The 23343-nt window shown below is 37.4% G+C and carries 18 protein-coding genes; 12 read left to right on the top strand and 6 right to left on the bottom strand.

The features are described 5' to 3' along the window. Window positions 1–403: 403 nt before the first annotated feature. The 4 genes from FEDK69T_RS14145 to fahA form a co-directional block, all read right to left on the bottom strand. Window positions 404–1879 (bottom strand): N-acetylmuramoyl-L-alanine amidase, encoded by a 1476-nt coding sequence (locus FEDK69T_RS14145; protein WP_023574865.1) that lies wholly within the window; start codon window positions 1877–1879, stop codon window positions 404–406. 3 nt (window positions 1880–1882) lie between these two features. Continuing rightward, window positions 1883–2734, bottom strand: coding sequence for a hypothetical protein (locus FEDK69T_RS14140; protein WP_023574864.1), 852 nt, complete (start codon window positions 2732–2734; stop codon window positions 1883–1885). A gap of 128 nt (window positions 2735–2862) precedes the next feature. Further along, window positions 2863–4047: a hypothetical protein gene (locus FEDK69T_RS14135; RefSeq protein WP_023574863.1), complete on the bottom strand. Its 1185-nt coding sequence runs from the start codon at window positions 4045–4047 to the stop codon at window positions 2863–2865. A 185-nt stretch (window positions 4048–4232) separates the two neighbouring features. Next, entirely contained in the window at window positions 4233–5516 is a 1284-nt protein-coding gene (gene fahA / locus FEDK69T_RS14130; protein ID WP_023574862.1) for a fumarylacetoacetase, read from the bottom strand. A gap of 112 nt (window positions 5517–5628) precedes the next feature. On the opposite strand from fahA, the gene glyA reads away from it, so the two are divergent. From glyA to FEDK69T_RS14110, 4 genes are all read left to right on the top strand, one after another. After that, window positions 5629–6903 carry a serine hydroxymethyltransferase gene (gene glyA, locus FEDK69T_RS14125; protein ID WP_023574861.1) on the top strand — a complete coding sequence of 425 codons (1275 nt, stop codon included), beginning with the start codon at window positions 5629–5631 and terminating at the stop codon, window positions 6901–6903. 345 nt (window positions 6904–7248) lie between these two features. After that, a complete protein-coding gene (locus FEDK69T_RS14120; protein ID WP_023574860.1) occupies window positions 7249–7917 on the top strand; it encodes an FAD-binding oxidoreductase in 669 nt (222 codons plus the stop codon). 462 nt (window positions 7918–8379) lie between these two features. Further along, window positions 8380–9063 (top strand): protein-L-isoaspartate(D-aspartate) O-methyltransferase, encoded by a 684-nt coding sequence (locus FEDK69T_RS14115; protein WP_023574858.1) that lies wholly within the window; start codon window positions 8380–8382, stop codon window positions 9061–9063. 9 nt (window positions 9064–9072) lie between these two features. After that, a complete protein-coding gene (locus FEDK69T_RS14110; RefSeq protein ID WP_131494755.1) occupies window positions 9073–11481 on the top strand; it encodes a spermidine synthase-like protein in 2409 nt (802 codons plus the stop codon). A gap of 401 nt (window positions 11482–11882) precedes the next feature. Here FEDK69T_RS14110 and prfB read toward each other — a convergent pair. Next, a protein-coding gene (gene prfB / locus FEDK69T_RS14105; protein WP_117612556.1) for a peptide chain release factor 2 occupies window positions 11883–12978 on the bottom strand; the annotation gives its coding sequence in 2 pieces (ribosomal slippage) (window positions 11883–12914 and window positions 12916–12978; 1095 coding nt in all). Between the two features lie 47 nt (window positions 12979–13025). Here prfB and FEDK69T_RS14100 point away from each other — a divergent pair. After that, window positions 13026–14051: a threonine aldolase family protein gene (locus tag FEDK69T_RS14100; protein ID WP_023574854.1), complete on the top strand. Its 1026-nt coding sequence runs from the start codon at window positions 13026–13028 to the stop codon at window positions 14049–14051. On the opposite strand, the gene FEDK69T_RS14095 is transcribed toward FEDK69T_RS14100, so the two are convergent. After that, a complete protein-coding gene (locus tag FEDK69T_RS14095) occupies window positions 14048–15748 on the bottom strand; it encodes an RluA family pseudouridine synthase (protein WP_023574853.1) in 1701 nt (566 codons plus the stop codon). The two genes, FEDK69T_RS14100 and FEDK69T_RS14095, sit on opposite strands and share 4 nt — an antisense overlap. A 182-nt stretch (window positions 15749–15930) precedes the next feature. Between FEDK69T_RS14095 and FEDK69T_RS14090 the strand changes: the two genes are divergently transcribed. From FEDK69T_RS14090 to phoU, 7 genes are all read left to right on the top strand, one after another. Next, the gene (locus FEDK69T_RS14090) at window positions 15931–16785 is read left to right on the top strand and encodes a DUF2490 domain-containing protein (RefSeq protein WP_023574852.1); all 855 of its coding nucleotides are present in this window, start codon (window positions 15931–15933) and stop codon (window positions 16783–16785) included. 410 nt (window positions 16786–17195) lie between these two features. Beyond that, window positions 17196–18437 carry a porin gene (locus tag FEDK69T_RS14085; protein ID WP_023574851.1) on the top strand — a complete coding sequence of 414 codons (1242 nt, stop codon included), beginning with the start codon at window positions 17196–17198 and terminating at the stop codon, window positions 18435–18437. A 260-nt stretch (window positions 18438–18697) separates the two neighbouring features. Beyond that, on the top strand, window positions 18698–19567 hold the full coding sequence (locus FEDK69T_RS14080; RefSeq protein ID WP_023574850.1) for a PstS family phosphate ABC transporter substrate-binding protein: 870 nt from the start codon (window positions 18698–18700) through the stop codon (window positions 19565–19567). A gap of 187 nt (window positions 19568–19754) precedes the next feature. Then, a complete protein-coding gene (gene pstC, locus FEDK69T_RS14075) occupies window positions 19755–20963 on the top strand; it encodes a phosphate ABC transporter permease subunit PstC (RefSeq protein WP_023574849.1) in 1209 nt (402 codons plus the stop codon). A 3-nt stretch (window positions 20964–20966) separates the two neighbouring features. Next, entirely contained in the window at window positions 20967–21845 is an 879-nt protein-coding gene (gene pstA, locus FEDK69T_RS14070; protein ID WP_023574848.1) for a phosphate ABC transporter permease PstA, read from the top strand. Window position 21846: 1 nt separating this feature from the next. After that, window positions 21847–22599, top strand: a complete 753-nt coding sequence (pstB, locus tag FEDK69T_RS14065) for a phosphate ABC transporter ATP-binding protein PstB (protein WP_023574847.1) — start codon at window positions 21847–21849, stop codon at window positions 22597–22599. A gap of 48 nt (window positions 22600–22647) precedes the next feature. Next, window positions 22648–23316 (top strand): phosphate signaling complex protein PhoU, encoded by a 669-nt coding sequence (phoU, locus tag FEDK69T_RS14060; protein ID WP_023574846.1) that lies wholly within the window; start codon window positions 22648–22650, stop codon window positions 23314–23316. Window positions 23317–23343 lie beyond the last annotated feature (27 nt).

Raw genomic sequence — 23343 nt, 5'->3', positions numbered from 1 at the left:
CAAGACGCACTTGTTCCAAATAGGAAGGCAGCAGACCTTACGGCCGGATTGTAATAGTTACAAACGGTTGAGAATGTGTAAAAAGGTTAAGACATGATAATCCTAAAAAAAATGCAAATTGATCCAAAACGGGAAAAATGAGAAATGAAAAAATAATTGAAAAACTCGGGTACTAGAATGTCGACCGCTCTGACCGTGAAGTAAGGGTCAGTGTTTTCCGTGTAGAAAGGTTACTATGTAACGTTGTTTTTTTCATTGCTGCAAATGTATAGAAATTAAAAATATAAATGCAAATAAAAATGTTTAAAAAATGAAAAAATTTAAAATATGTTGTTGACTTACAGTGTTTTAATAAAAAGAAATCCGAAGCAAAAACTTCGGATTTCACAGTTAAAACATGGTTTTATTGCTTAATTATTTTCCTGATATATTCTTGTCCACTAATTTTAATTTTTGCGAAATACATCCCGTTTGCTAAATGGCTGATGTCAATTTTATGCTCTAAATCATTCTCATTCGATTGAATTTGAGTCTTATCAACCGGTTTTCCGGTGGAATCGAAAAGTGTAAATTCAATGCTTATGTTTTTTAAATCGTTTATCTTCAAATTTAAAATTCCGGTAGTTGGATTCGGACTTACAATAATTTCTGTTTTGGAAGCATTTGAATCCATTTCGATATTTTCTACAGCAGTCTTTGCAGAACAATTAACCGCGGTCACGGTTTGTGTTCCGTTGGAATTGATAACCGAGCCTTCACTGTTTTTAGCTTTGATGTAATAAGTGTACGTCGATCCAGCTGAAATGAGATAGGTATTTGCAAACGTTGTTGCGGTTAGATTCGATGCATAGAGATTACCGTTTCTGTATATATCATAACTTGTAGCATTTGCCGATACTGTCCACGATAAATTTATGGTGCTGGTTGTACCTCCGCAGGTTGGTGTAGCTGTAAGTGTGAAACTTCCTGGCGGACATACTAATGCCGTTGCAGTTAATGTTCCGTTGGAATTGTTTGTCGTACCGGTTGCGTTTTTAGCCTTAAGCGAATAAGTATATGATGTTCCGCTGGTTATGTAAGTATTGAGAAATTGATTTCCTGTTACGTTGCTCGCATACAAGGCTCCATTTCTGTAAATATCATACGAATTCGCATTAGCGGAGGTTGTCCAGATTAATTTAATCTGGCTCGTAGAACCGTTGCATTCTGGTGTAGCTGTTAAAGAGAAAGAACCTGGCATTGGAGCAGAACAAGTGATATTTAAATTAGCCTTCAGTGAATTGAAATAGGAAAGCGCAAAAGTGTCTCTCCACGTCGAACTAGTGAGTTTAGTTGCATCAGCAGAATCCACAAAGCCTATTTCATTCAAACATCCGGTAGCAGAAGAATATTTTAAAACCCCGAGATGATAGGCAAGAAAACTATTGTCTTCCACACATCGCCTGTTGTTCCAGGAACCGTTAGTGGACATGTCCGTTTGGATTTTTTGTGCAAAAGCAATATCCGGCGGCGTGTTTGTATCACTATCTGTGCAGTAAAATGTTTCCGTTCCGGTGCCGCCTCCAGCGTTGCAATGAATACTTAAAAGTCGGTCTGCGTTCCAGTTGTTGGCCATTTGAGCTCTTTGAGTTACCGAAATCCAACTGTTTAGATTTGTGGTTCTCGTCATTTGTACAGTCCATGAGGTACAGGAATTTTGGATTAAGTTTTTCGTTCTCAGGCCTACTTCCAGTGAGGTTTCTATTTCTGTTGCCGTTCTGCCGTCTGGATTATCACTTGTGGTAGCTCCGTAACCGTGTCCTGGATCTATGACTATTATCTGAGCTTTTGCCGTGAAAGAAATCAAAACGACAAAAATGAGTTTCAATATATTTTTCATGGCTTACAGGTTTAATTCAGAAACATAAATTTTACCGGTTTTGTCATCGGAAAACATTACTTTATCGTTGCCATAAAAACAAGGGAACATTTCGTAAATGTCTTTCGTGTCCGTCAATTTTTTTGATTTATGGAATTCGACGTCAAACAAATATAAATCTGAGTTGCTTACGGTATGGCCATCTTTACTTTCATCTAAAAAACCAATGAGATATTTGTCATCTTGTGACCATGAAGTAGCAATTCCGGTTCCGATTTTTGTACCTGTGCTTTTTCCGTCAATATCATAAATGTAAATATCAGCTCCTTTGTGAACCGCCACTTTTTTTCCGTTATTTGATATAACGGCGTTGTAATATTGTCCATTCTCATTGGTAATTACCCAGCTTTTTTGAGTTTCTAAATCTCTTGCTTCAATTTTTAAGGTGGAAAGATTGGTATAAACTACTGTTTTGTTTTCTTCAAATCCTTTAAATGAAGGGAGCCAATTAGGGTTTGTTCCATTTTGCTTCTTTAATTTTTTGGATTTAATGTCGTAAGAAGCAATAACGGCATGAGAATGGTAATCAGCTTTGCTCTTTTCCCGAAAGTAAAAAGTCGAGCTATTTTGATTCCAGGTATAGGCATAACCGCTGCCGCTACTATTCGAAATCTGTTTGACCTTGTTTTCTTTCACGTTCAAAAGATACACTCCCTGATTGTGTTCTTTTGTCAGTAATACAAATTTGCCATCCGGAGAAACTACAGGATTATTGAACGATTCTTTTACCGGAAGCTGTTTGGGTTGTTCCAGTTTTTGCGCTTGCATCGTTAAACTGCTGATCAATGTGGCGGCGAATACTAATTGTGTTTTCATATAAAATAGTTTAAAACACTAAAGTAGTATTCGTAAGTTAAATTTGAAAGAAAAAACTTATTTTTTTAAAAAAACGAATAAAAAAAACACTCTCAAATCGAAAGTGTTTTTTAAATAGTAAGGTTAAATTATTTCCTGAATTTATTGCGGGTTATGATATTCTTCAGTTTCCCTTTCAAGTCTTCACCAGAATCGTAAACCATTTTTTCGTTACTTGGGAAAGGTACCGCCCTCAAATCGAAATAAGGTAGGTAACTCTCATCGCAAGCTCGCTTGTCGCCATTGTAATTAGCATAAATATGTTCGAACATGAACTCGCTTGCTAACGGAAACGTTTCAATAAGCTGGTTGGTTTTGAAATCGATGTAATCAACTTTAGCTGCAACCTGACAAGCTTTAAACTGCTTGAATTCGTAAATATTTACACGGATTGTCTTGAAGTTGTCTACTTTTATCGGGTGGCCTAAACTGTCTTTTACAACATTTCCATTAGCATCAACCAATGTCTTGGTTCCGTCTTTAATCTGCTTTTCCTTTATGAATTCTTTCTCTTTGATCTGTTCCGGAGAAATGTTAATCTGACGGAAGTTTACAATCAATCCATAATCATAATGAATTCCTTTCTGACGGTTACTGTGGTAAACGGTCCACTTGTCGTTTAATCCGAATGTGCTGAAATCCAATAAGTCGTTTTGCAATTGAGAAGGAATAACCATATTGGTCTCGTTTTTAGTGAAAACATTCACGAAATCAGTTCCTTTAAACTTAGCATCATCGGTTAATTTTTTTACGTCTTTGTATCCTGGGTTAATGCTTTCCAGGTAAACGAAATCCTCATAAGCTTTACGGCAGCTCATCTTGTCATTTGACTCCAACATTAATTTTGAGTTGTCATAAAGATATTTTGACAAAGCATTTTTACTGCTGATAATCTGGTCCGAATAGTTATCGAAATCGAAAGCTGCATTTCGATGTGCATCAATTAAATATAAAGGCAATAACGGTCGGATTTTTTCCTGACGGTTGTTTAATCCAAGATATAAATTGTGGATTTTTTCCAAATTTGCAGGATTGGCGTCCTTAGCCAACATTTCGATATCGGCTAAATCACGTTGTTTCGCCTTAGCAAAAGCTTCTTCCATCAGATAAACATAATCCTGTTTTCCTTTGGCATTTTTATTGGTTCGCAAAGCTTCGAATGCACGGTTGATGGCACGATCATAATCACCATCACTCAGCATACTTTGAGTGCTTTTAACGCCACATGAAAATGCGAAAAGCAATAAAATAAGTAGAGTATAAATTTTATTCATAAAACATAGAATTTTGACAAAAATATAATTTTTTGTGAGCTAATCCCGCTGTACACTATATCTTTTTGTCTCGTTTTAAAAAAAACGAGACAAAAAGGATGCCGTTTCCATCGGGGCTAAGCCGGATTTAATGGAAAAGCATAAAAAAACTCCGAAGGTTGAATTTCGGAGTTTTGTGATTTTTATTATTTCGTTGTAATCGGTGGCAGTAATTTGCTGGCAACTTCTCCGAATCCAATGCGTACATTATGATTCTGGCAGAAACCACGCATGATAACGGTATCACCGTCATTAATGAATTTACGCTCGGAACCGTCTTTCATTTTTAGCGGATTTTTTCCGCCCCAGGTTAATTCCAACATAGACCCAAAGCTGTCTTCGGTCGATCCGGAAATAGTACCGGAACCCATCATGTCACCCGAGTTAATTCTGCAACCGTTAATGGTATGATGCGCCAATTGTTGACTCATCGTCCAATACATGTATTTGAAATTGGATTTACATACTAAGGTTTCCTCACTGTCCTCAGGAGCAATGGATACTTCAAGATTAATGTCGAAAGCATGATCACCGGGTTGCTGCAAATAAGGAAGCGGTTTCGGTTCCTGCTTAGGAGAAGCAGTTCTGAACGGCTCCAATGCATCCAATGTTACAATCCAAGGAGAAATGGATGATGCAAAGTTTTTAGCTAAGAATGGTCCAAGTGGTATATACTCCCATTTTTGGATATCACGCGCACTCCAGTCGTTCAATAAAACCATTCCGAAAATATAATCTTCCGCTTCAGTTACGGGAATGTTTTCACCCATAATATTAGCATCCGTTGTAATAAAAGCAGTTTCCAATTCGAAATCCACTAAACGGGAAGGACCAAATACGGGTTGTGTTTCACCATTTGGCAATGTTTGTCCCATTGGTCGGTGAACTGGAATTCCGGATGGAACGATTGTAGAACTTCTTCCGTGGTAACCAACAGGGATGTGCAGCCAGTTCGGCAATAAAGCATTTTCCGGATCACGGAACATTTTACCCACATTGGTAGCGTGTTCTTTACTTGAATAGAAATCGGTATAATCACCGATATGAACCGGTAATTGCATTTCTACATCATCAATATTGAAAATAGCCACATCACGGTGTGCTTTGTTATCTCTTAAAGTTGCATTGGTTTCATCAAAAATATCTGCAAGACGGTTACGTACCTGTCTCCAGGTTTTTTTACCATCTCCGATAAAGTCGTTCAGCGTGTCCTGCATGAACATATCGTCTGTCAAATCAATACCTTCAAAGTACCCTAGTTGTTGTAAAGCGCCCATGTCAATGGCAAAATCACCAATTCGGGTTCCGATGGTAACTACATCTTCTTTAGTGATAAAAACACCGAAAGGAATATTCTGAATAGGAAAATCACTGTTTTCAGGTACATGTAACCATGATTTTCTATTGGGATCGTTTGCTGTAATTGCCATGATATTGTGTTTTTTGTATGTTCATATTTTGATACATCAAATATACTTTGTATTGTGATTTTACCAAACACTTTTCGTATTTTTGAACTCCATTTAACAAAATAATTGAAAAATGCAACGCGACGAACAAATTTTCGACTTAATTCTTGAAGAACAAGACAGACAAATCCACGGATTGGAACTTATTGCATCTGAGAACTTTGTGAGCGACCAAGTAATGGAAGCAGCTGGTTCGGTACTAACTAATAAATATGCAGAAGGCTATCCTGGAAAAAGATATTATGGTGGATGTGAGGTAGTGGATGTTATCGAGCAAATTGCCATCGACAGAGCAAAGGCTTTATTTGGAGCTGAGTATGTTAATGTACAGCCACATTCCGGTTCACAGGCAAATTCAGCTGTTCTTGCAGCGTGTTTGAAGCCTGGAGATAAAATTTTAGGTTTCGATTTATCTCACGGTGGTCACCTGACACATGGTTCTCCAGTAAACTTTTCAGGTAAATTATACCAGACTACTTTTTACGGAGTAGAGAAAGAGACCGGTCGTTTGAACTATGATATCATTCAGGAAATCGCTACCAAAGAACAACCTAAATTAATCATCGCGGGTGCTTCGGCTTATTCCCGTGACATGGATTTCAAACGTTTCCGTGAAATCGCTGATTCTGTTGGGGCTATCTTAATGGCTGACATTGCACACCCTGCAGGTTTAATTGCTAAAGGATTGATGAACGATCCGATTCCTCATTGTCATATCGTTACTACAACAACTCATAAAACATTACGTGGACCAAGAGGCGGAATGATCATGATGGGTAAAGATTTCGAGAATCCATGGGGCTTAACGACTCCGAAAGGCGAAATCAGAATGATGTCGCACATATTGGATATGTCGGTTTTCCCCGGAAATCAGGGTGGTCCGTTAGAACATATTATTGCTGCTAAAGCAGTTGCTTTCGGTGAAGCATTAACAGATGAGTTTTTCCGTTATGCAATGCAGGTTCAGAAAAATGCCAAAGCAATGGCGGAAGCTTTTGTAAAAAGAGGCTACAATATCATTTCCGGCGGAACTGACAATCACATGATGTTGATCGATTTGAGAAATAAAAATATTTCAGGAAAAGAAGCTGAAAATGCTTTGGTAAAAGCGGATATTACGGTTAACAAAAATATGGTTCCGTTTGATGATAAATCTCCTTTCGTGACTTCAGGAATCCGTGTGGGAACCCCGGCAATCACAACTCGTGGTTTGGTTGAATCGGATATGGAAACAATTGTTGACATGATTGACAGAGTTATCATGAACCACACCAACGAAGAAGTTTTAGAGCAAATCGGTGAAGAGGTTTATGACATGATGAGCGAACGAGCAATGTTTGTTTTCTAATAAATAACTTCATTTCAATGTTTACGATAAAATCCCTCACTTGAGGGATTTTTTTATGCCTTTATATTTCTCTTTTTGGTTCAATTCTTCTGACTGATATAAAATCATAACCCTAAGTGTAACCTTTTCTTTTCAGACATACTCTAATATAGTATAGGTCAAACTCATTTGTGACAGTTTAAAATAGAGTAAATGTGAAATATCAATTTAGATTAAGTAATTAACCCTAACTTCAGGTATTGTGCTAATCGTTACAGGGTTCGTGAGATTCAATAAATTATTGAACAAGTTGGAATATTATACTCATGAATTTGGTAAATTTATAAGTAATATAATACGTGCAAAATGAATAAGTATATCGTTAAAATAATAGAGGCGCATTTCATTACCCATGATGTTAAGCGTTTTGTTGTTGAAAAGCCTGCGGGTTATGATTTTATTCCGGGACAGGCAACCGATGTTTCTCTTAACATTCCGGGATGGGAAAAGAAATTGCGGCCATTTACTTTTACTTGTTTAAGGGAGCAAAACTATCTTGAATTTATGATAAAGATTTACACTGATCATGAAGGAGTAACAAATATGCTGGGGCGTATGAATGCAGGAGCAGAACTGATTCTTCATGATGTTTTTGGTGCAATCCAGTATAAGGGTCCTGGAGTTTTTATTGCAGCAGGAGCCGGCATAACTCCGTTTGTTTCCATATTTCGGGACCTTTATATAAAAGGACAACTGAGGGGCAACAGTTTAATTTACTCCAATAAAACATCTTCTGATGTAATCATGGAAGGGGAGTTTCAATTCATGCTTAAAAATGATTTTATAAGAATATTTACGCGCGAAAATGTTATTGGATTCACCGGACGCAGAATAGACCGTAATTTCCTTATTGAAAACATTGGTGACTTCGGGCAACATTTTTATTTGTGTGGTCCTGATGAATTTGTAAAAAACATTAAAGAACATTTGTTCAACCTGGGTGCTACTGCGGAAACAGTTGTGTTTGAAAAGTAAAACTTTGAGAGGTTATCAGTTGGCAAGATGTGAAAAGTATATGACTTTGCTGAACTGGTAAAGAATATCTTGCACGTGAAAGATCAGCTAGATGTTGAATTGGATTTGCCTTTTCCTAAACAACAAGAAGTCGAGACTGTAACCTGAATTATTATATCCATAAAAAGGTTTCTAATCAAAACCGAACTATTGAATGGATATTGGACAAAATACTTAATACGGGTCCTGACACAGTTCCGGTTCCAGTTCAGAGGGACAGATTAGTTTCCATCACATGTCTTCTTGAGGTTTTCTATTTCTTGTTTAGGCTTTACTTTAGCATGTTTAAGGTAATATGTTTTTATTTAAAAAACTTAAATACAGGTAGTTATTTAAGTATGGTTGACCCTGAATTTATTCCTGAAATCACTAACTTTGATAGAGAGCAATTTTTGATTTGATTATTATTTAAATCTCATAATCATGAAATCTGCATTATTTTTATTATTAATAGGAGCGTTGTTTTCGACCCAGACAGACAACTTTTCAAAGAAACGTGTAGAAATGGTGAAGAATCAGATACAAAGCAGGGGTGTAAAAAATGCTGCAGTGCTTGATGCAATGCGAAAAGTACCACGCCATCGCTTTGTTCCATCTGATAAAGTTTCGGATGCTTATGGAGACGGTCCGTTACCTATCGGCTATGGTCAAACCATATCGCAACCATACATAGTTGCTTATATGACCGAAATAATAAATCCGAAACCTGTTCACCGCGTACTTGAAATTGGTACGGGATCAGGCTATCAGGCAGCAGTACTGTCTGAAATTGTAAGTGAAGTTTACACCATTGAGATTGTTGATGAATTGAGCAAACAGGCGGCCAGCCGTCTTGCCAATTTGAACTATAAAAATGTGCATGTTAAAACCGCTGACGGATATTATGGCTGGAAAGAACATGCTCCTTATGATGCCATTGTTGTTACAGCTGCTGCAGAACATGTTCCTCCATCATTAATTGAACAGCTTAAAGAAGGCGGGAAAATGATTATTCCGGTAGGGTCGCCTTTTATGGTTCAGGAACTCATGTTAATAGAAAAGTCCAAAGGAAAGATCCGGACATCGGCAAAGATGCCTGTGCGGTTTGTCCCTTTTACAAGAAAATAAATGAAAGAAATGTTCAACTATCCCAGTCGCCTTCTTGCAGCCACGGGGTTGCTGTCGATCGCTCTGATTGCATACCAGATTGCCATCATACAAGTGCTGTCGTTCACACAATGGCATCATTATGCATACATGGTTATTTCTATAGCATTACTGGGATTTGGTGCTTCAGGCACTTTTCTTTCGTTAAAACGTGATGTACTGCTTCGTCAAAGTAAAACATTACTGCCATTTCTTATGATTCTCAGCGGGGTACTAATGCTTTTACCATTATGGGTTGGCAATAGTGACATGGTGCGGTTTGACTCCTATCTTTTATTCGTGGAACGCAAGCAATGGTTTGCTCTGGTAATTAATTACCTGTTGTATTTTCTTCCCTTTTTCTGCGGTGCATTAGCACTTGGAATTATTTTTATAGGTAATGTTTCTCAAATAGGAAAGTATTATTTTTCCAATCTTCTCGGATCGGGTATTGGGGCAGTTATTGCAGCCCTGCTTGCATGGTATTTTGTTCCGGCTTCATTACCGGCTGTTGTTTCAATGATAGCAATAGCTGCAGGAATAATTTTATTTACAAAGGATATTCACAAACTGATGATTGTTTTTGCAGCGACAGCAACCGCGATATGTTCGTTTAGGATTTTTTATCCCGTCACCCTTGTCGCATCTGAATACAAAAGCCTGAGCCGCACACTCAATCTCCCGAATGCAACTATTTCATTGGAAAAAGCCAGTCCTTATGGATTGGTTCAGGTGGTATCCGCAGATGCTTTACGTTATGCACCCGGATTAAGTCTTTCCTTTACCGGGGAAGTCCCGGTTAAAAAGGCAGTCTTTAATAATGGCGACTGGTATGGTCCGTTAATTTCATGGAGTGTAAAAGATACTTTTCATCTTCTTGATTATACTACCAGCGCTCTTCCTTATGAATTGAAGAAAATAAATAATGTGTTGACACTTCATTCAGGCACAGGTATGTTTGTTTCTCATGCACTCAGGAGGAATGCCTCTTTCATCGATGCTGTTGAACCTCACTCGGCAATCTCTGATCTTTTAACGCATGAACTTGCTTCAGATAATGATTCTCTATTTTATAATACTGCCGTACACCTGCATACCATTGAACCACGCACATTTTTGACTTTCACAAAAAACAAATACAATCTTATTCAGTTTCCGATTATTGGTGACTTCGGTGGGACATCCGGCTTGCATGCCACACGGGAAGAATATATTCTGACCAAGGAAGCTTTTTTGCAGATGTGGAATTTGCTTGATAATGACGGAATGGTATGTATAACAGCATGGATGGATTATCCTTTCAGGAACCCTTTGAAAATTGCATCAACAATTGCCGAAGTGATGGATGAAATCAAAATTGCCAATCCTGAAATGCATTTAGCTGCTGTTAGAAATTGGGGAACCATTACTTTTATTTTAAAAAAATCTTCACTGACAGAAATTGAAACTGGTAGGATTAGAAAATTTTGCGACCGTTATTATTTTGATCCGGTTCTGCTCCCTGACATTTCCAAAGATGAGCGTACTAAATACAATGGCATGAGCGACCCTACCTATTTTAAATTCATTGATCAAATTTTATCGGATAAGGCAAAGAGAGAAGAATTTTACACAGAATATGATTTTCAACTGCAACCCGCAACGGACAACAAACCTTATTTTTCACAGTTTCTTCGCTTAAAAAGTTTACCCAAACTTTCCGCACTGTTTGGATCGGATTCTGTTCCGTTTATAGAACTGGGATTTATTATATTATTACTGACTGTTGTTCAGATTTCGCTACTTGCAATAGTGCTTATTATTTTACCTCTTTTCAAAATTGGGTGGAAGGGCAAAAGCAGGAATTGGACATTTTTATATTTCAGTTGCATTGGTATCGGATATATGTTTCTCGAAATTGTTTTTATGCAAAAATTCATATTGTTTCTGGGCAATCCCGTATATGCTGCCACTTTGGTTATAGGAATTATGATGTTAGGTTCGGGAATCGGTAGTTTGGTTTCATCATATTACCCTATAAACCGTCATACTTTAAAGTTTATCCTTTTAATGATCGTCTCGCTGCTATTACTTTATTCATTTTTTCTTCCTTCATTGCTTGAAAATATTTTAGGACTGGCTGCTTTTCAAAGAATATCAGTATTGATAACTTTGGTCATAATCCCCTCTTTTATAATGGGTTTCCCTTTTCCCATAGGTTTGAAATTACTGTCGCACATTGAAGAAAAAAATGTCCCATGGGCCTGGGGTGTTAACGGATGCATGTCTGTAATCAGTGCTTCCCTGGCAGCTTTAATTGCCATAGAAGCAGGTTTTATGACGGTGATAATACTTGCCTCTTTTGCTTATGGAGTTTCTTTATGTTCACTGTTCTTATTGAAGACATCGTCCAAAACCTAAAGAAACCAACAGAGACTTCTGGATAAAAATAGACATGTTGCGAGCCGGAATGAAAGAGAGAAGTGGAGCATTTTGAAAGTGGTATTGGTTTGGGGCTAACCGAAAAAACAAATAAAGGCATTGCCGTACAATGAATGGATTGACAATTTATTTCTGCCTGATGAACACAAGGAAAGATACATGGCATTGGTAGAAGAACAGTTCTGCACTTATTTCTTAGCAAGTAAATACTTTTAGCGAAAATGTAGACATAAAAAAAGCGGATTAGTGTGTACTAATCCGCTGATTCTAAGGTAATTTGTTCTTGTAGCAAAGACGGGAGTTGAACCCGTGACCTCATGGTTGTGAATCTTGATATAAAGTAAAAAATCCCTTAATTAAGGGATTTTTTACTTTTGGGTTTATTCTTCCTTCTGTCCCATCATCATCAGATAGGCTTTCAGGAATTCATCGAGGTCCCCATTCATAACGCCGTCTACGTCGCTGGTTTCGTAGCTGGTACGTACATCTTTAACCAATTTATACGGGTGCATCACGTAGTTTCGGATTTGTGAACCCCATTCGATTTTCATCTTTCCGGCTTCGATATCAGCACGTTGCGCCATTTTCTTTTTTAGTTCGATTTCATATAACTGAGAACGTAACATCTGCATCGCACGCTGACGGTTATCATGCTGTGAACGTGTTTCCGAACACTGGATCTGAATTCCAGTAGGCTTGTGAACCAACTGAACTTTTGTTTCTACCTTATTTACGTTCTGACCACCGGCACCACTTGAGCGTGCAGTAGTGATTTCAATATCGGCAGGACTGATTTCAATTTCGATGGTATCATCCACCAAAGGATAAACGTATACGGATGCAAATGAAGTGTGACGTTTTCCGTTACTGTCAAAAGGAGAAATGCGGACCAAACGGTGTACGCCATTTTCACCTTTTAAATATCCAAAGGAATAATCGCCTTCAATTTCCAGTGTAACGGTTTTAATTCCGGCCACATCACCTTCCTGGAAGTTTAGTTCCTTGATTTTATAGCCTTGTTTTTCACCCCACATCAGGTACATACGCATCAGCATCGAAGCCCAGTCGCAACTTTCTGTTCCTCCGGCTCCGGCTGTAATCTGAAGTACTGCACTCAAGTTATCGCCTTCATCTGAAAGCATATTCCTGAATTCAATATTTTCAATATGTAAAAGTGTAGTATGGTAATGCTGATCAAGCTCTTCTTCGGTAGCATCGCCTTCTTTGAAGAATTCATAAATTAACTGTAGTTCTTCGCTTAAGTTATTGGCTTTTTCATAATCTTCCACCCATTTTTTCTTGGATCTCAGGTTTCTGACAATAACTTCTGCTTCCTTGGCGTTGTTCCAAAAGTCAGGAGCAAAGGTTTTTTCTTCCTCGTTGGCTATCTCGATAAGTTTCTTGTCGACGTCAAAGATACCTCCTTAACGCACCAAGGCGCTCAATAATATCCTTAATCTGTTCGGTATTTACCATAAAAATTGTAGTTTTATCCCGCAAAAATAGACATTCCTTTTTAGAATATGGAAATTAATTTAGTTAGCGATACGGTTACCAAACCAACCCAGGAAATGTTGCAGTATATGTTTCGTGCCAAAGTGGGCGATGACGTTTACCGTCAGGATCCTACGGCAGTGGAATTGGAAGAAACGGTAGCGGATTTGTTCGGAATGGAGGCGGCATTGTTTTTTCCATCGGGAACCATGGCAAATCAAGCGGCAATTAAACTGCATACCCAGCCAGGAGATCAGCTGATTTGTGATAAATGGGCCCATGTTTATTTGTATGAAGCAGGAGGAGCATCATTTAACAGCGGCGTTTCGTGTTCGCTGGTTGATGGAAATCGCGGAATGATTACATCCCTTCAGGTTGAGGAACATATCACTGATCCTGAATTTTACCACAATCCTAAAACCTCTTTGGTTTGCATCGAAAATACAACCAATAAAGGAGGGGGAGCTTGTTATGATATAGAGGAACTAAAAAGGATTAAACAGGTTTGTGTCGATAACAATCTGAAATACCATTTGGATGGTGCACGTTTATGGAACGCTTTGGTGGCCAAGCGCCAGCATCCGAAACAATACGGTGAATTATTTGATACAATATCCGTTTGTTTGTCTAAAGGAATGGGAGCTCCTGTGGGATCTTTGCTTTTGGGAGACAAAGAAACAATTCACAGAGCATTGCGAATCCGTAAAGTATTAGGTGGAGGAATGCGTCAGATTGGTTATTTGGCGGCCGCGGGATTGTATGCTTTACAACATAATGTAGGTAGATTGGAAGAAGATCATCGTCGTGCGAAAGAAATCGGTGCTTTATTACAACGATTGTACTGGGTGGATACTGTGGAGCCAATCGAAACCAATATTCTTATTTTTTCTGTTAAGCCTCAGTTTGATGAAGCATTGCTGATGGAAAAATTAAAACAGAAGAATATTTTCATAAGCTCGATGGGTAAAGGAAAATTACGCATCGTTACTCATTTGGATTACAAACAGGTAATGCATGATTATGTGCTGGAAGCTTTAATGAAAATCGAGCTTTAAAATTCTGCAGCAACTTCGAAAGTCATCGTTTCTCTTGATACCGGATGTTTGAATTCTATCCATTCGGCGTGCAGGTGAAGGCGATCGGCTTTTTTTCCATACAAATCGTCGCCAACAATCGGACAGTTTAATCCGGAAGCGTGTGAAGCGTGCATTCTTAATTGATGTGTTCTTCCTGTGATTGGCCAGAAATGTACTCTGGTTTGCTGGTTGTTCCTCTCAACAACTTTCCATTTTGTTTTTGCCGGTTTTCCGTATTCGTAGCAGACTAATTGTCGCGGACGGTCGTCTAAATCGATTCGCAAAGGTAGATCGATTTCGCCTTCGTTTCCGGTTACGATTCCGTTTAGCAAAGCTGTATATCTTTTTTTAACGGTTCGTTTTATAAATTGTCCCTGTAAAAGTTTGTGAGAGTCTTTGTCTTTCGCAATCAGCAATAATCCGGAAGTTGCCATATCGAGGCGATGAACGATTAACGGACCGGTCGCTTCTGGGTATTTCAGTTTCATACGTTCGTAAACAGAATCCAGAATATTAATACCGGGAACCGACAGGAATTCGGCTGGTTTGTTGATGACAGCTAAATAATCGTCTTCATAAATCGTTTCAATCTGAACACCCAACGCCGGATTCACCAATAGCGGATTTTCATCCACTTCAAGACCTTCAAGCATATGACCTAAGATTGGTTCACATTTTCCACGACATGCCGGATAGAACTGACCGTGCTTGCGTATTTCTGATTTAGGTGATTCGCCCCACCAGAATTCAGCCATGGCAATAGGCTCTAGATTATTCAGATAGGCATATTGCAGAAGTTTTGGCGCAGCACATTCTCCTGCAGCGGCAGGCGGTTTAAGTAAAGCCGTTGCTTCAAAAATATTGCAAAGGCTTTTGGTTTCACCTTTATTATTAAGGAAATGATACTGGTCGAAAAGTTGTTGCTGCAAATTGGCCGATTTTTGTTTGCGTTCTTCTTTTAAGAAAGCGATTTCGTCAGCATAAACAGTAATTTTTTTCTTTATTTCCGAGAGACGTTCCTCAAGATAGCTGGTAAGTTCTCTCATCAGAAACTTGTCTTTTAAACTTTCACGAACTAATTCATTCATGTAAGTTTCCAATGATTCGGCATCCATATTTTCTTCCTGAGCTTTTTTTCGAAGCAGTTTACGGGCTTTTTTTGCCTCGCTCATTTTTACTTTCTGATCTTCAATTTTCTGTTCAGCCGAATTTGTTTCGATTTGAAGTTCTTTGGTAAGTGAAATGAAATCCGGATTGTTTTCCAAGATTTCGATTCGCTCATTGATCTTATTGAGTTCTTTAATCCCTTTGATGAAAAAACTGTCTTCTTCGAGCATATCGTAAATTGGCGGGACAAATAATGGATGACTGTTTTTATCAGCCAATTTTCCTGAAAAAGCCGCTAAGTAACCGATTTCATTTTGATGGTTTCGAACGACCATCACGCCAAACATTTTTCCGATAACCAATCCTTCCTGATTTTCATCCAAACCGAAGTTATGTTCCCAATCCGTTTGGTTTTCGAGATAGTTCTGTAATTCCTTGGCTGCCAAAATGCTTAACGGATGCGGTTCATAATAAAACGGAAAGGTGAACCGTTCCGGCAACGAATACGAACCTATTTCCGCTTTAAAGGATATGAAACAACTTGGAGATAGGATTTCAGACAGATTCATTATTAATGGTATACTTCGGTTTTAATGCAAAAGGAAATCAGATGCAGATACTATAATTTATTTGTGCTGCAAAAGTAGTGATAATTAAAAAGATAACGGATATTTTAAGTTTTCAGAATGCGAACATTAACTTAATATTGATAAATAGCACTAGTTTTGCCTAAAGATTAAGACAACACAAAATGAAAAGAATTTTTATCACCGTATTTTTAACGATTTTATCTTTTTCTAATGGGGCTTTTGCCCAAACTTTCGATCCCAAAGTAGATCAGTACAATGCCTGGATTTTTTATACAGGAAATCACAAGCTTTCGGAGAAGTGGGGACTTCATACTGAATTACAATGGAGAAGAAATGAGGGGTTTTCAGAACAAATGCAAAACCTGGTCCGATTTGGCGTCGATTACAAAATCAATAAAACCTATATGGTAACGGCAGGTTGGGCTTATGTTGAAACATTTGAGTATGGTGAATTAGCCAAAGAAACACCTACTCCAAGATTCAATCAGTATGCATTTAACGAGCAGCGAATCTGGGAGCAGTTTGTCATTAATCACGAACATATCGGCCGTTTCCAATATGACAGTCGTTTTCGTTTGGAGCAAAGATGGTTAGCCAATTTAGTTAAGGAAAATGGTGTTGATTATACAAGACCATCTGATGCTTACCTGGCTGCTAATCCAAATGCGGAAGATTGGAGATTCCGTCAAAGAGCCCGTTACCGTTTCAGAGTTCAGGTTCCGTTGTCTAATCCGGAGATGAAGGATAACACTTTGTTCTTTGTTGCTTCCGATGAGATTTTTGTAAACTTCGGAAAACACGTTACGGCTAACATTTTCGATCAGAACCGTTTGTACTTTGCTTTAGGTTGGAGATTTAATAAAGATTGTAATATCCAAACCGGTTATATGAACCAGTTCATTGAAAAAGGAGATGGGATTCATAAGGAAAATAACCATACTTATCAGTTGGCTTTGACTTACAATCTAGATTTTACTACAATTTTTAAAAAGAAATCAACTGAAGAAAACGAATAGTTTTTCAGGTTCAATAAAGAAAAGGGTGGCGATGATATTTGCTGCCCTTTTTTTGTGGGAAATATGCTAGTGGGTGTATTATAGCCGTTGATTATAATTAAATGATTTGATTTTTGATCTAACTTATTGATAAAAGGAAATTGTGGTTTTATAGTCAAGATAATTTTTTTATTTTGAATAAGTAAAAACTTATAAAGTTAAGTTTGTTTCGTTATTTTAAAAAAAAAGTATGCTTTTTCGTTTGATTCAAGATGAAACCCTTGTTATTAGAGGAGTGCTATGTTTTTTTAATGAAAAAAACTGTTTGATTTTACAGTAAGTTACCGCAAACATAACCTTAAGTTAATATTGGAAACAATGTTTAACCTTAAGTTTGCGCAGAATTTAAACAACGGTAATTATTTATTAAAATGAAGAAATTTTTATTACAGTCTCTGCTGTTATTATCATTAATGGCTTCGGCACAAGAACCGACTGTGGAAACAAAAACTGAAGTTCCTCCTCAAGAAGTTGCTCCTAAAAAGGAAGAAAAGAAATGGTATGATAAAATTTCCCTGAGAGGATATGCACAAGTGAGATATAATAAGTTGTTAGAAACAAATCCTGATTTGGGATGTGAACAGTGCGACAGATCTTGGGGAGGAAAAAACAGCTTTTTTCTGAGAAGAGCACGACTTGTTTTTTCCGGCGATGTTCATGAGAGATTGTATATATATATTCAACCTGATTTTGCATCGGATGCTTCTCCAACTGGTAAGCATTTCTTTCAAATAAGAGATGCATATTTTGACTTAAATTTAGACAAAGATAAAGAATACAGAATTAGAGTAGGGCAAAGTAAAATACCTTTTGGTTTTGAAAACTTGCAGTCTTCTCAAAATCGTCTGGCTCTTGATCGTGCAGATGCTTTGAATAGTGCGGTTGCAAATGAGCGTGACTTAGGTATATTCTTTTATTGGGCTACTAAAGAAAAAAGGCAATTGTTTAAAAAATTAGTAGACGACGGATTAAAAGGTTCGGGAGATTATGGGGTTTTTGGTGTTGGTATGTTTAATGGTCAGACTGCTAACCGTCCGGAAGCTAACACCAGCCAGCATATTGTTGCAAGGTTTACTTATCCTGTTGTGTTGGACAACGGTCAGATTTTTGAAACAGGTATTCAGGCTTACAATGGTAAATATGTTGTGAATACTCTTACCACAGGTACAAATGCTCCATTAATTGAAAATGGTAATCCTGAATTTACGGATCAAAGAGCAGCTGTTCACTTTGTATGGTATCCAAAGCCTTTTGGTTTTCAAGGTGAGGCAAATATTGGGAAAGGGCCTCAATACAACCCTGTAAACAATACAATTGAAGAAAAGCAACTTGAGGGAGCATACGGACAAATTACGTACAATGCCAAAATTAAAAATCACGTTTTGTTTCCTTTTGTAAAGTATCATTGGTATGAAGGTGGAAAAAAACATGAGCTGGATGCCAGAAGTTATAAAGTTAACGATCTAGAGATTGGTGTGGAATGGCAGCCTTTTAAAAACTTCGAATTTGTTGCAGATTATACTATATCAGACAGGATATATGAAGATGCAGCTAAGAGAGACAATCATCAAAAAGGAAGTTTGTTGCGTCTACAGGCACAGTTTAATTTTTAAAAAATAAAAAAGCGTTGAGAAATCAACGCTTTTTTATTGTACAAAATTAGAGTTTGCGGATGAGTTTAAAAATCTTTCAATGCTTTTTATAAAAAAGTGATTTTTACGTAAATAAATAATTAAAAATCAAATGTAATTTATTAGAATTAAGAAATTAACTCTACATTAGAGAAAGTAAAAATAACAGTTCAATAATGCAGGGTTAACAATAAGTTAATATATCTCAAATACTTTTGCATTAAAATTAAAACGATAAACAAATGACAAAAAAAGCATTATTCTTAATGTTGCCTTTAATTGGAATGTTAAGTTGTGGTAAAGGAAAAAACGAAGAAGGAGCAACGGCTACTGAAACGGCTTCAACAGCGACTGCCGTAACAATCAAAGGTAGTGATACTGTTTTGCCTTTAGCGCAAAAAGAATCTGAAGAAATGATGAAGAATAACAAGGATGTTAGTGTTACTGTAGTTGGAGGAGGTACCGGTGTTGGTATAACTGCTCTTTTAGAGGGAACTACAGATATCGCAATGGCTTCCAGAGATTTAAAAACAGAAGAGAAATTGAAATTTTCTGAAGGTAAAAAAGAAGTGGAAAAAGTCACTATCGCGTTTGATGCATTGGCGGTAATTGTTAACCCTGCGAATAAAGTTGGTCAGTTAACGCGCGAGCAAATTGAAAAAATCTATACGGGAGAAATCAAAAACTGGAAAGAGGTTGGTGGAGCAGACGAGAAAATCGTTACTTACTCAAGAGAGTCTTCTTCAGGAACTTATGAGTTCTTTAAAGAAGAAGTAATGGATAAAAAGAATTATGCAGCAGATGTTTTAAGTATGCCTGCTACAGGTGCTATTGTACAAGCGGTTGGACAGACTAAAGGTGCGATTGGCTACGTTGGGTTGGCTTACGAATCTAAAGAGGTGAAACATATTGCTGTTTCTTATGACCAGGGTAAAACATTTGTAGCACCTTCTATTGCGGCTGCTAAAGATAAAAGTTATCCAATTGCAAGACCTTTGTTTTACATGTTTGATAAAGCAAATGCGGCAAAAGTTAAAGTGGTTGTAGATTATGCCTTATCACCTGAAGGTCAGAAGGTGGTTTCTGAAGTAGGTTATATTCCGTTAAACTAAGAAAAGGTTTTTATTATACTTGGAAAGGGCAATCTGTTTTAAGGTTGCCTTTTTTTTATGTAAACAAAAAAGAAATTAGTAAATTTATAAGTGCCTACTTAACACTAACTTAACACAAGGTTAATAAAGAGAATACATCCTTAAAGGTTGCCTCGTGTACTTTTGCGGTGAAAATAAAATCACAGATTTGAAAACAAATTTTAAGCAAATAAAGGAAAAAGTAATAGAAACGATTCTGATGCTGAGTAGTGCTACTACAAGTATCACGGTTGTCTTGATAGTGTTTTTTCTTTTTATTGAAGGAGTAGGTGTTTTTAATAAAAAACCAATTGAGGAAGGCTTTTTACTGGCGGTTCATCCATCGAATACAATTAAAAAACTTGAACCGGCTCAGATTAAGGATATTTTTGATAAAAAAATAACAAACTGGTCGGCGTTAGGTGGTAAGAATGAACCAATTGTTCCGTTTCGCACAGAAGATATTACGGAGTTTTATTCGGAAGAAGAGTTAGGTGAAAACTTTGAACATTTTCCTGAGAAGATAGATGAGTATGTGTCTAAAACACCAGGTGTAATCGCATTTTTCTCGGAAAAATACAAATCCAATAACTTTCATGGGAGAGAACTGGATATCAATAAGATAACTGTTCGAGAATTTTTATCAGGGGAAGAGTGGTTTCCAACTGCGCATCCTGTTGCTCAAATGGGGGTTAAGCCTTTAATTTTAGGTACGCTTTGGGTGAGTTTCGGAGCAATATTGATTGCTTTGCCTATTGGTTTGGCTGCCGCTATCTATTTAAGTGAAATTGCCAGAAAACGTACCCGTAACTTCCTTAAACCTTTAATCGAATTGTTGGCTGGAATACCATCCGTAGTTTATGGATTCTTTGGTTTGGTTGTAATTGTTCCTTTGGTGCAGGATGTTTTTAATCTGCCTGTGGGAGAAACTGGTCTGGCTGGTAGTATAGTGTTGGCAATTATGGCATTACCGACGATTATAACGATTTCAGAAGATGCTATGAATAACACGCCGCGTGCCATGAAAGAAGCAAGTCTGGCTTTAGGGGCAAGTCACTGGCAAACTATTTATAAAGTTGTTATACCATATTCTGCGTCCGGGATTACTGCAGGAGCTATTCTTGGAATTGGGCGTGCAATTGGTGAAACTATGGCGGTTTTGATGGTTACCGGAAATGCCGCTGTAATTCCGCATACTCTGTTAGCGCCGGTTAGAACAATACCTGCTACGATTGCAGCAGAACTTGGAGAAGCGGCAAGTGGAGGGATGCACTATAAAGCATTGTTCGCATTAGGTTGTATCTTATTCATTATCACTTTTTGTATTAATATGCTGGTCGAAGTGGTAACTCATAGAAATTCGCATAAAAAGCACTAAAAAATGAAGAAAGAAAATCGATTGGCAAAAGTTAAAAGAAGGAATCAAAGTATAGCTTTCGGGTTGTTTCAGCTCATAAGTTATTCGATTGTAGCTCTTTTATTTATTATATTGGCTTTTATTGTAATTAAAGGATTTAGCGTTATCAGTTGGGAATTTATTACTGAAATGCCAAAAGAGGGAATGACGCAGGGCGGAATTTATCCGGCAATTATCGGAACGCTTTGCCTGGTTTTGGGAAGTATGCTTTTTGCGTTTCCTGTCGGGGTTCTGGCTGCCATTTATATGAATGAATATGTGAAGGACGGCTGGGGGAAAAAGATCATTAAGCAAATGACTAATAATCTTGCAGGAGTTCCTTCTATTGTTTTTGGTTTGTTTGGAATGGCATTATTCGTGAACAAACTGGAATTTGGTGATTCGCTTTTGGCTGGTTCTTTAACATTGGGATTGCTTGTGCTGCCTGTGGTGATACGAACTACTGAAGAATCCCTGAAAGCAGTTGATGATACTTTCAGGCATGCCAGTTTAGCATTAGGGGCCAGTAAATGGCAAACGACAAGCCGGGTGGTTTTACCAATAGCTTTTCCGAACATTTTGACTGGTTTGATTCTTTCAATAGGAAGAGTTTCAGGTGAAACAGCGCCCATTTTATTTACGGTCGCAGCTTATTTTCTACCCAAGTTGCCAACATCGATTTTCGATCAGGCGATGGCACTGCCATATCACTTATACGTTATATCAACAAGTGGAACAAATATTGAAGCTTCAAGAGCTATGGCTTACGGAACAGCTCTGATTTTAATTATAATTGTATTAGTTTCCAATTTACTGGCCAATGCGCTTCGTAAGTATTTCGGAAAAAAAGTAAAAATGAATTAACATGCATAAAATTGAATCTAAAAACGTAAATTTTTATTACGGAGAAACACAGGCTTTGCACGATATTACGTTATCGATGAAGGAGAATACGGTTACCGCGTTAATCGGGCCATCCGGATGCGGGAAATCGACATATTTACGTTTGCTTAACCGAATGAATGATTTGATTGATAAAACGCATCTTAACGGTGAAATTTATATTGACGGACATAATATTTACGCCAAAAATACTAATGTGGATGATTTGAGAAAGAATGTAGGTATGGTTTTTCAAAAACCGAACCCCTTTCCGAAATCAATTTATGAGAATGTTGCTTACGGTTTGAAGGTAAATGGGATTACCGATAAAAAAGTGATTGAAGAACGGGTAATTACGTCAATTAAACAGGTAGCGCTTTGGGAAGAAGTAAAAGACAAATTACATAAGTCGGCATTTGAATTGTCGGGAGGACAGCAACAGCGTTTGTGTATTGCACGCGCTTTGGCTATTCAGCCTTCTATTTTGCTGATGGACGAGCCGACATCTGCATTGGATCCCATCTCTACTACCAAAATAGAAGAACTTATTTATGAATTGAAAAATAATTATACCATTGTTATCGTTACCCATAACATGCAGCAGGCCGGGCGTGTAAGCGACAATACTGCGTTTTTCTATATGGGAGAGTTGATTGAATACGATAAAACAAAAAACCTGTTTACAAACCCAAAAAAAGAAAGAACACAAAATTATATTACAGGTCGTTTCGGCTAAATTAAGCGAAATAGTATCTGTCCCTTAATTATATAAAAAAATAATCAGATGACTCAGTTAGAAAACGAAATACAGAATTTAAAAGAGGAATTAATTGATTTATGGCTGTTGGTGAACCTGCAGCTTGAAAAAGCCCAACAGTCATTATTCTCAATGGATAATGATCTGGCAAGGGAAATAATTGCCAATGAGAAAAGAGTTAATTCCTATGAATTGAAACTGGACCGTGACTGTGAAAATGTTTTCGCACTTTTCAATCCGGTTGCCATGGATTTGCGATTTGTATTGGCTGTATTAAAAATCAATTCCAATTTGGAACGTACGGGTGATATTGCTGCAGGTATTGCAAAATTCGTGAAGGAAATAGATGAAGATTTTGATAAAAACCTTCTTGAGGTTTCAAATGTCAAAGAGATGTTTGAAGTATCTATTTTTATGATGTCCAATGTTTTGGAAGCTTTTGAGAAAGAAGATACAAAATTGGCACGAAAGATTTTTAAACAGGATGAAACACTGGATAAAATCAAAAAAAAGGCAAACGGTGTCATTGCGAAATACTGTAAGGAACAGCCTGATAATATCGAGCAGGCATTGTACCTTTTATCGATTATCCAAAAATTGGAAAGAGTGGGGGACCATGCAAAAAACATGGCCGAAGAAACCATTTTTTATATCGAGGCAAAAGTGTTGAAACACAAATCAAATAAAAAGAAATAAAAAAAAGCGGTTTTTAAAACCGCTTTT

The organism is Flavobacterium enshiense DK69, assembly GCF_000498495.1.
In the GTDB taxonomy this organism is placed as follows: Bacteria; Bacteroidota; Bacteroidia; order Flavobacteriales; family Flavobacteriaceae; genus Flavobacterium; species Flavobacterium enshiense.
This window is presented reverse-complemented; position numbering and strand designations above follow the sequence as displayed.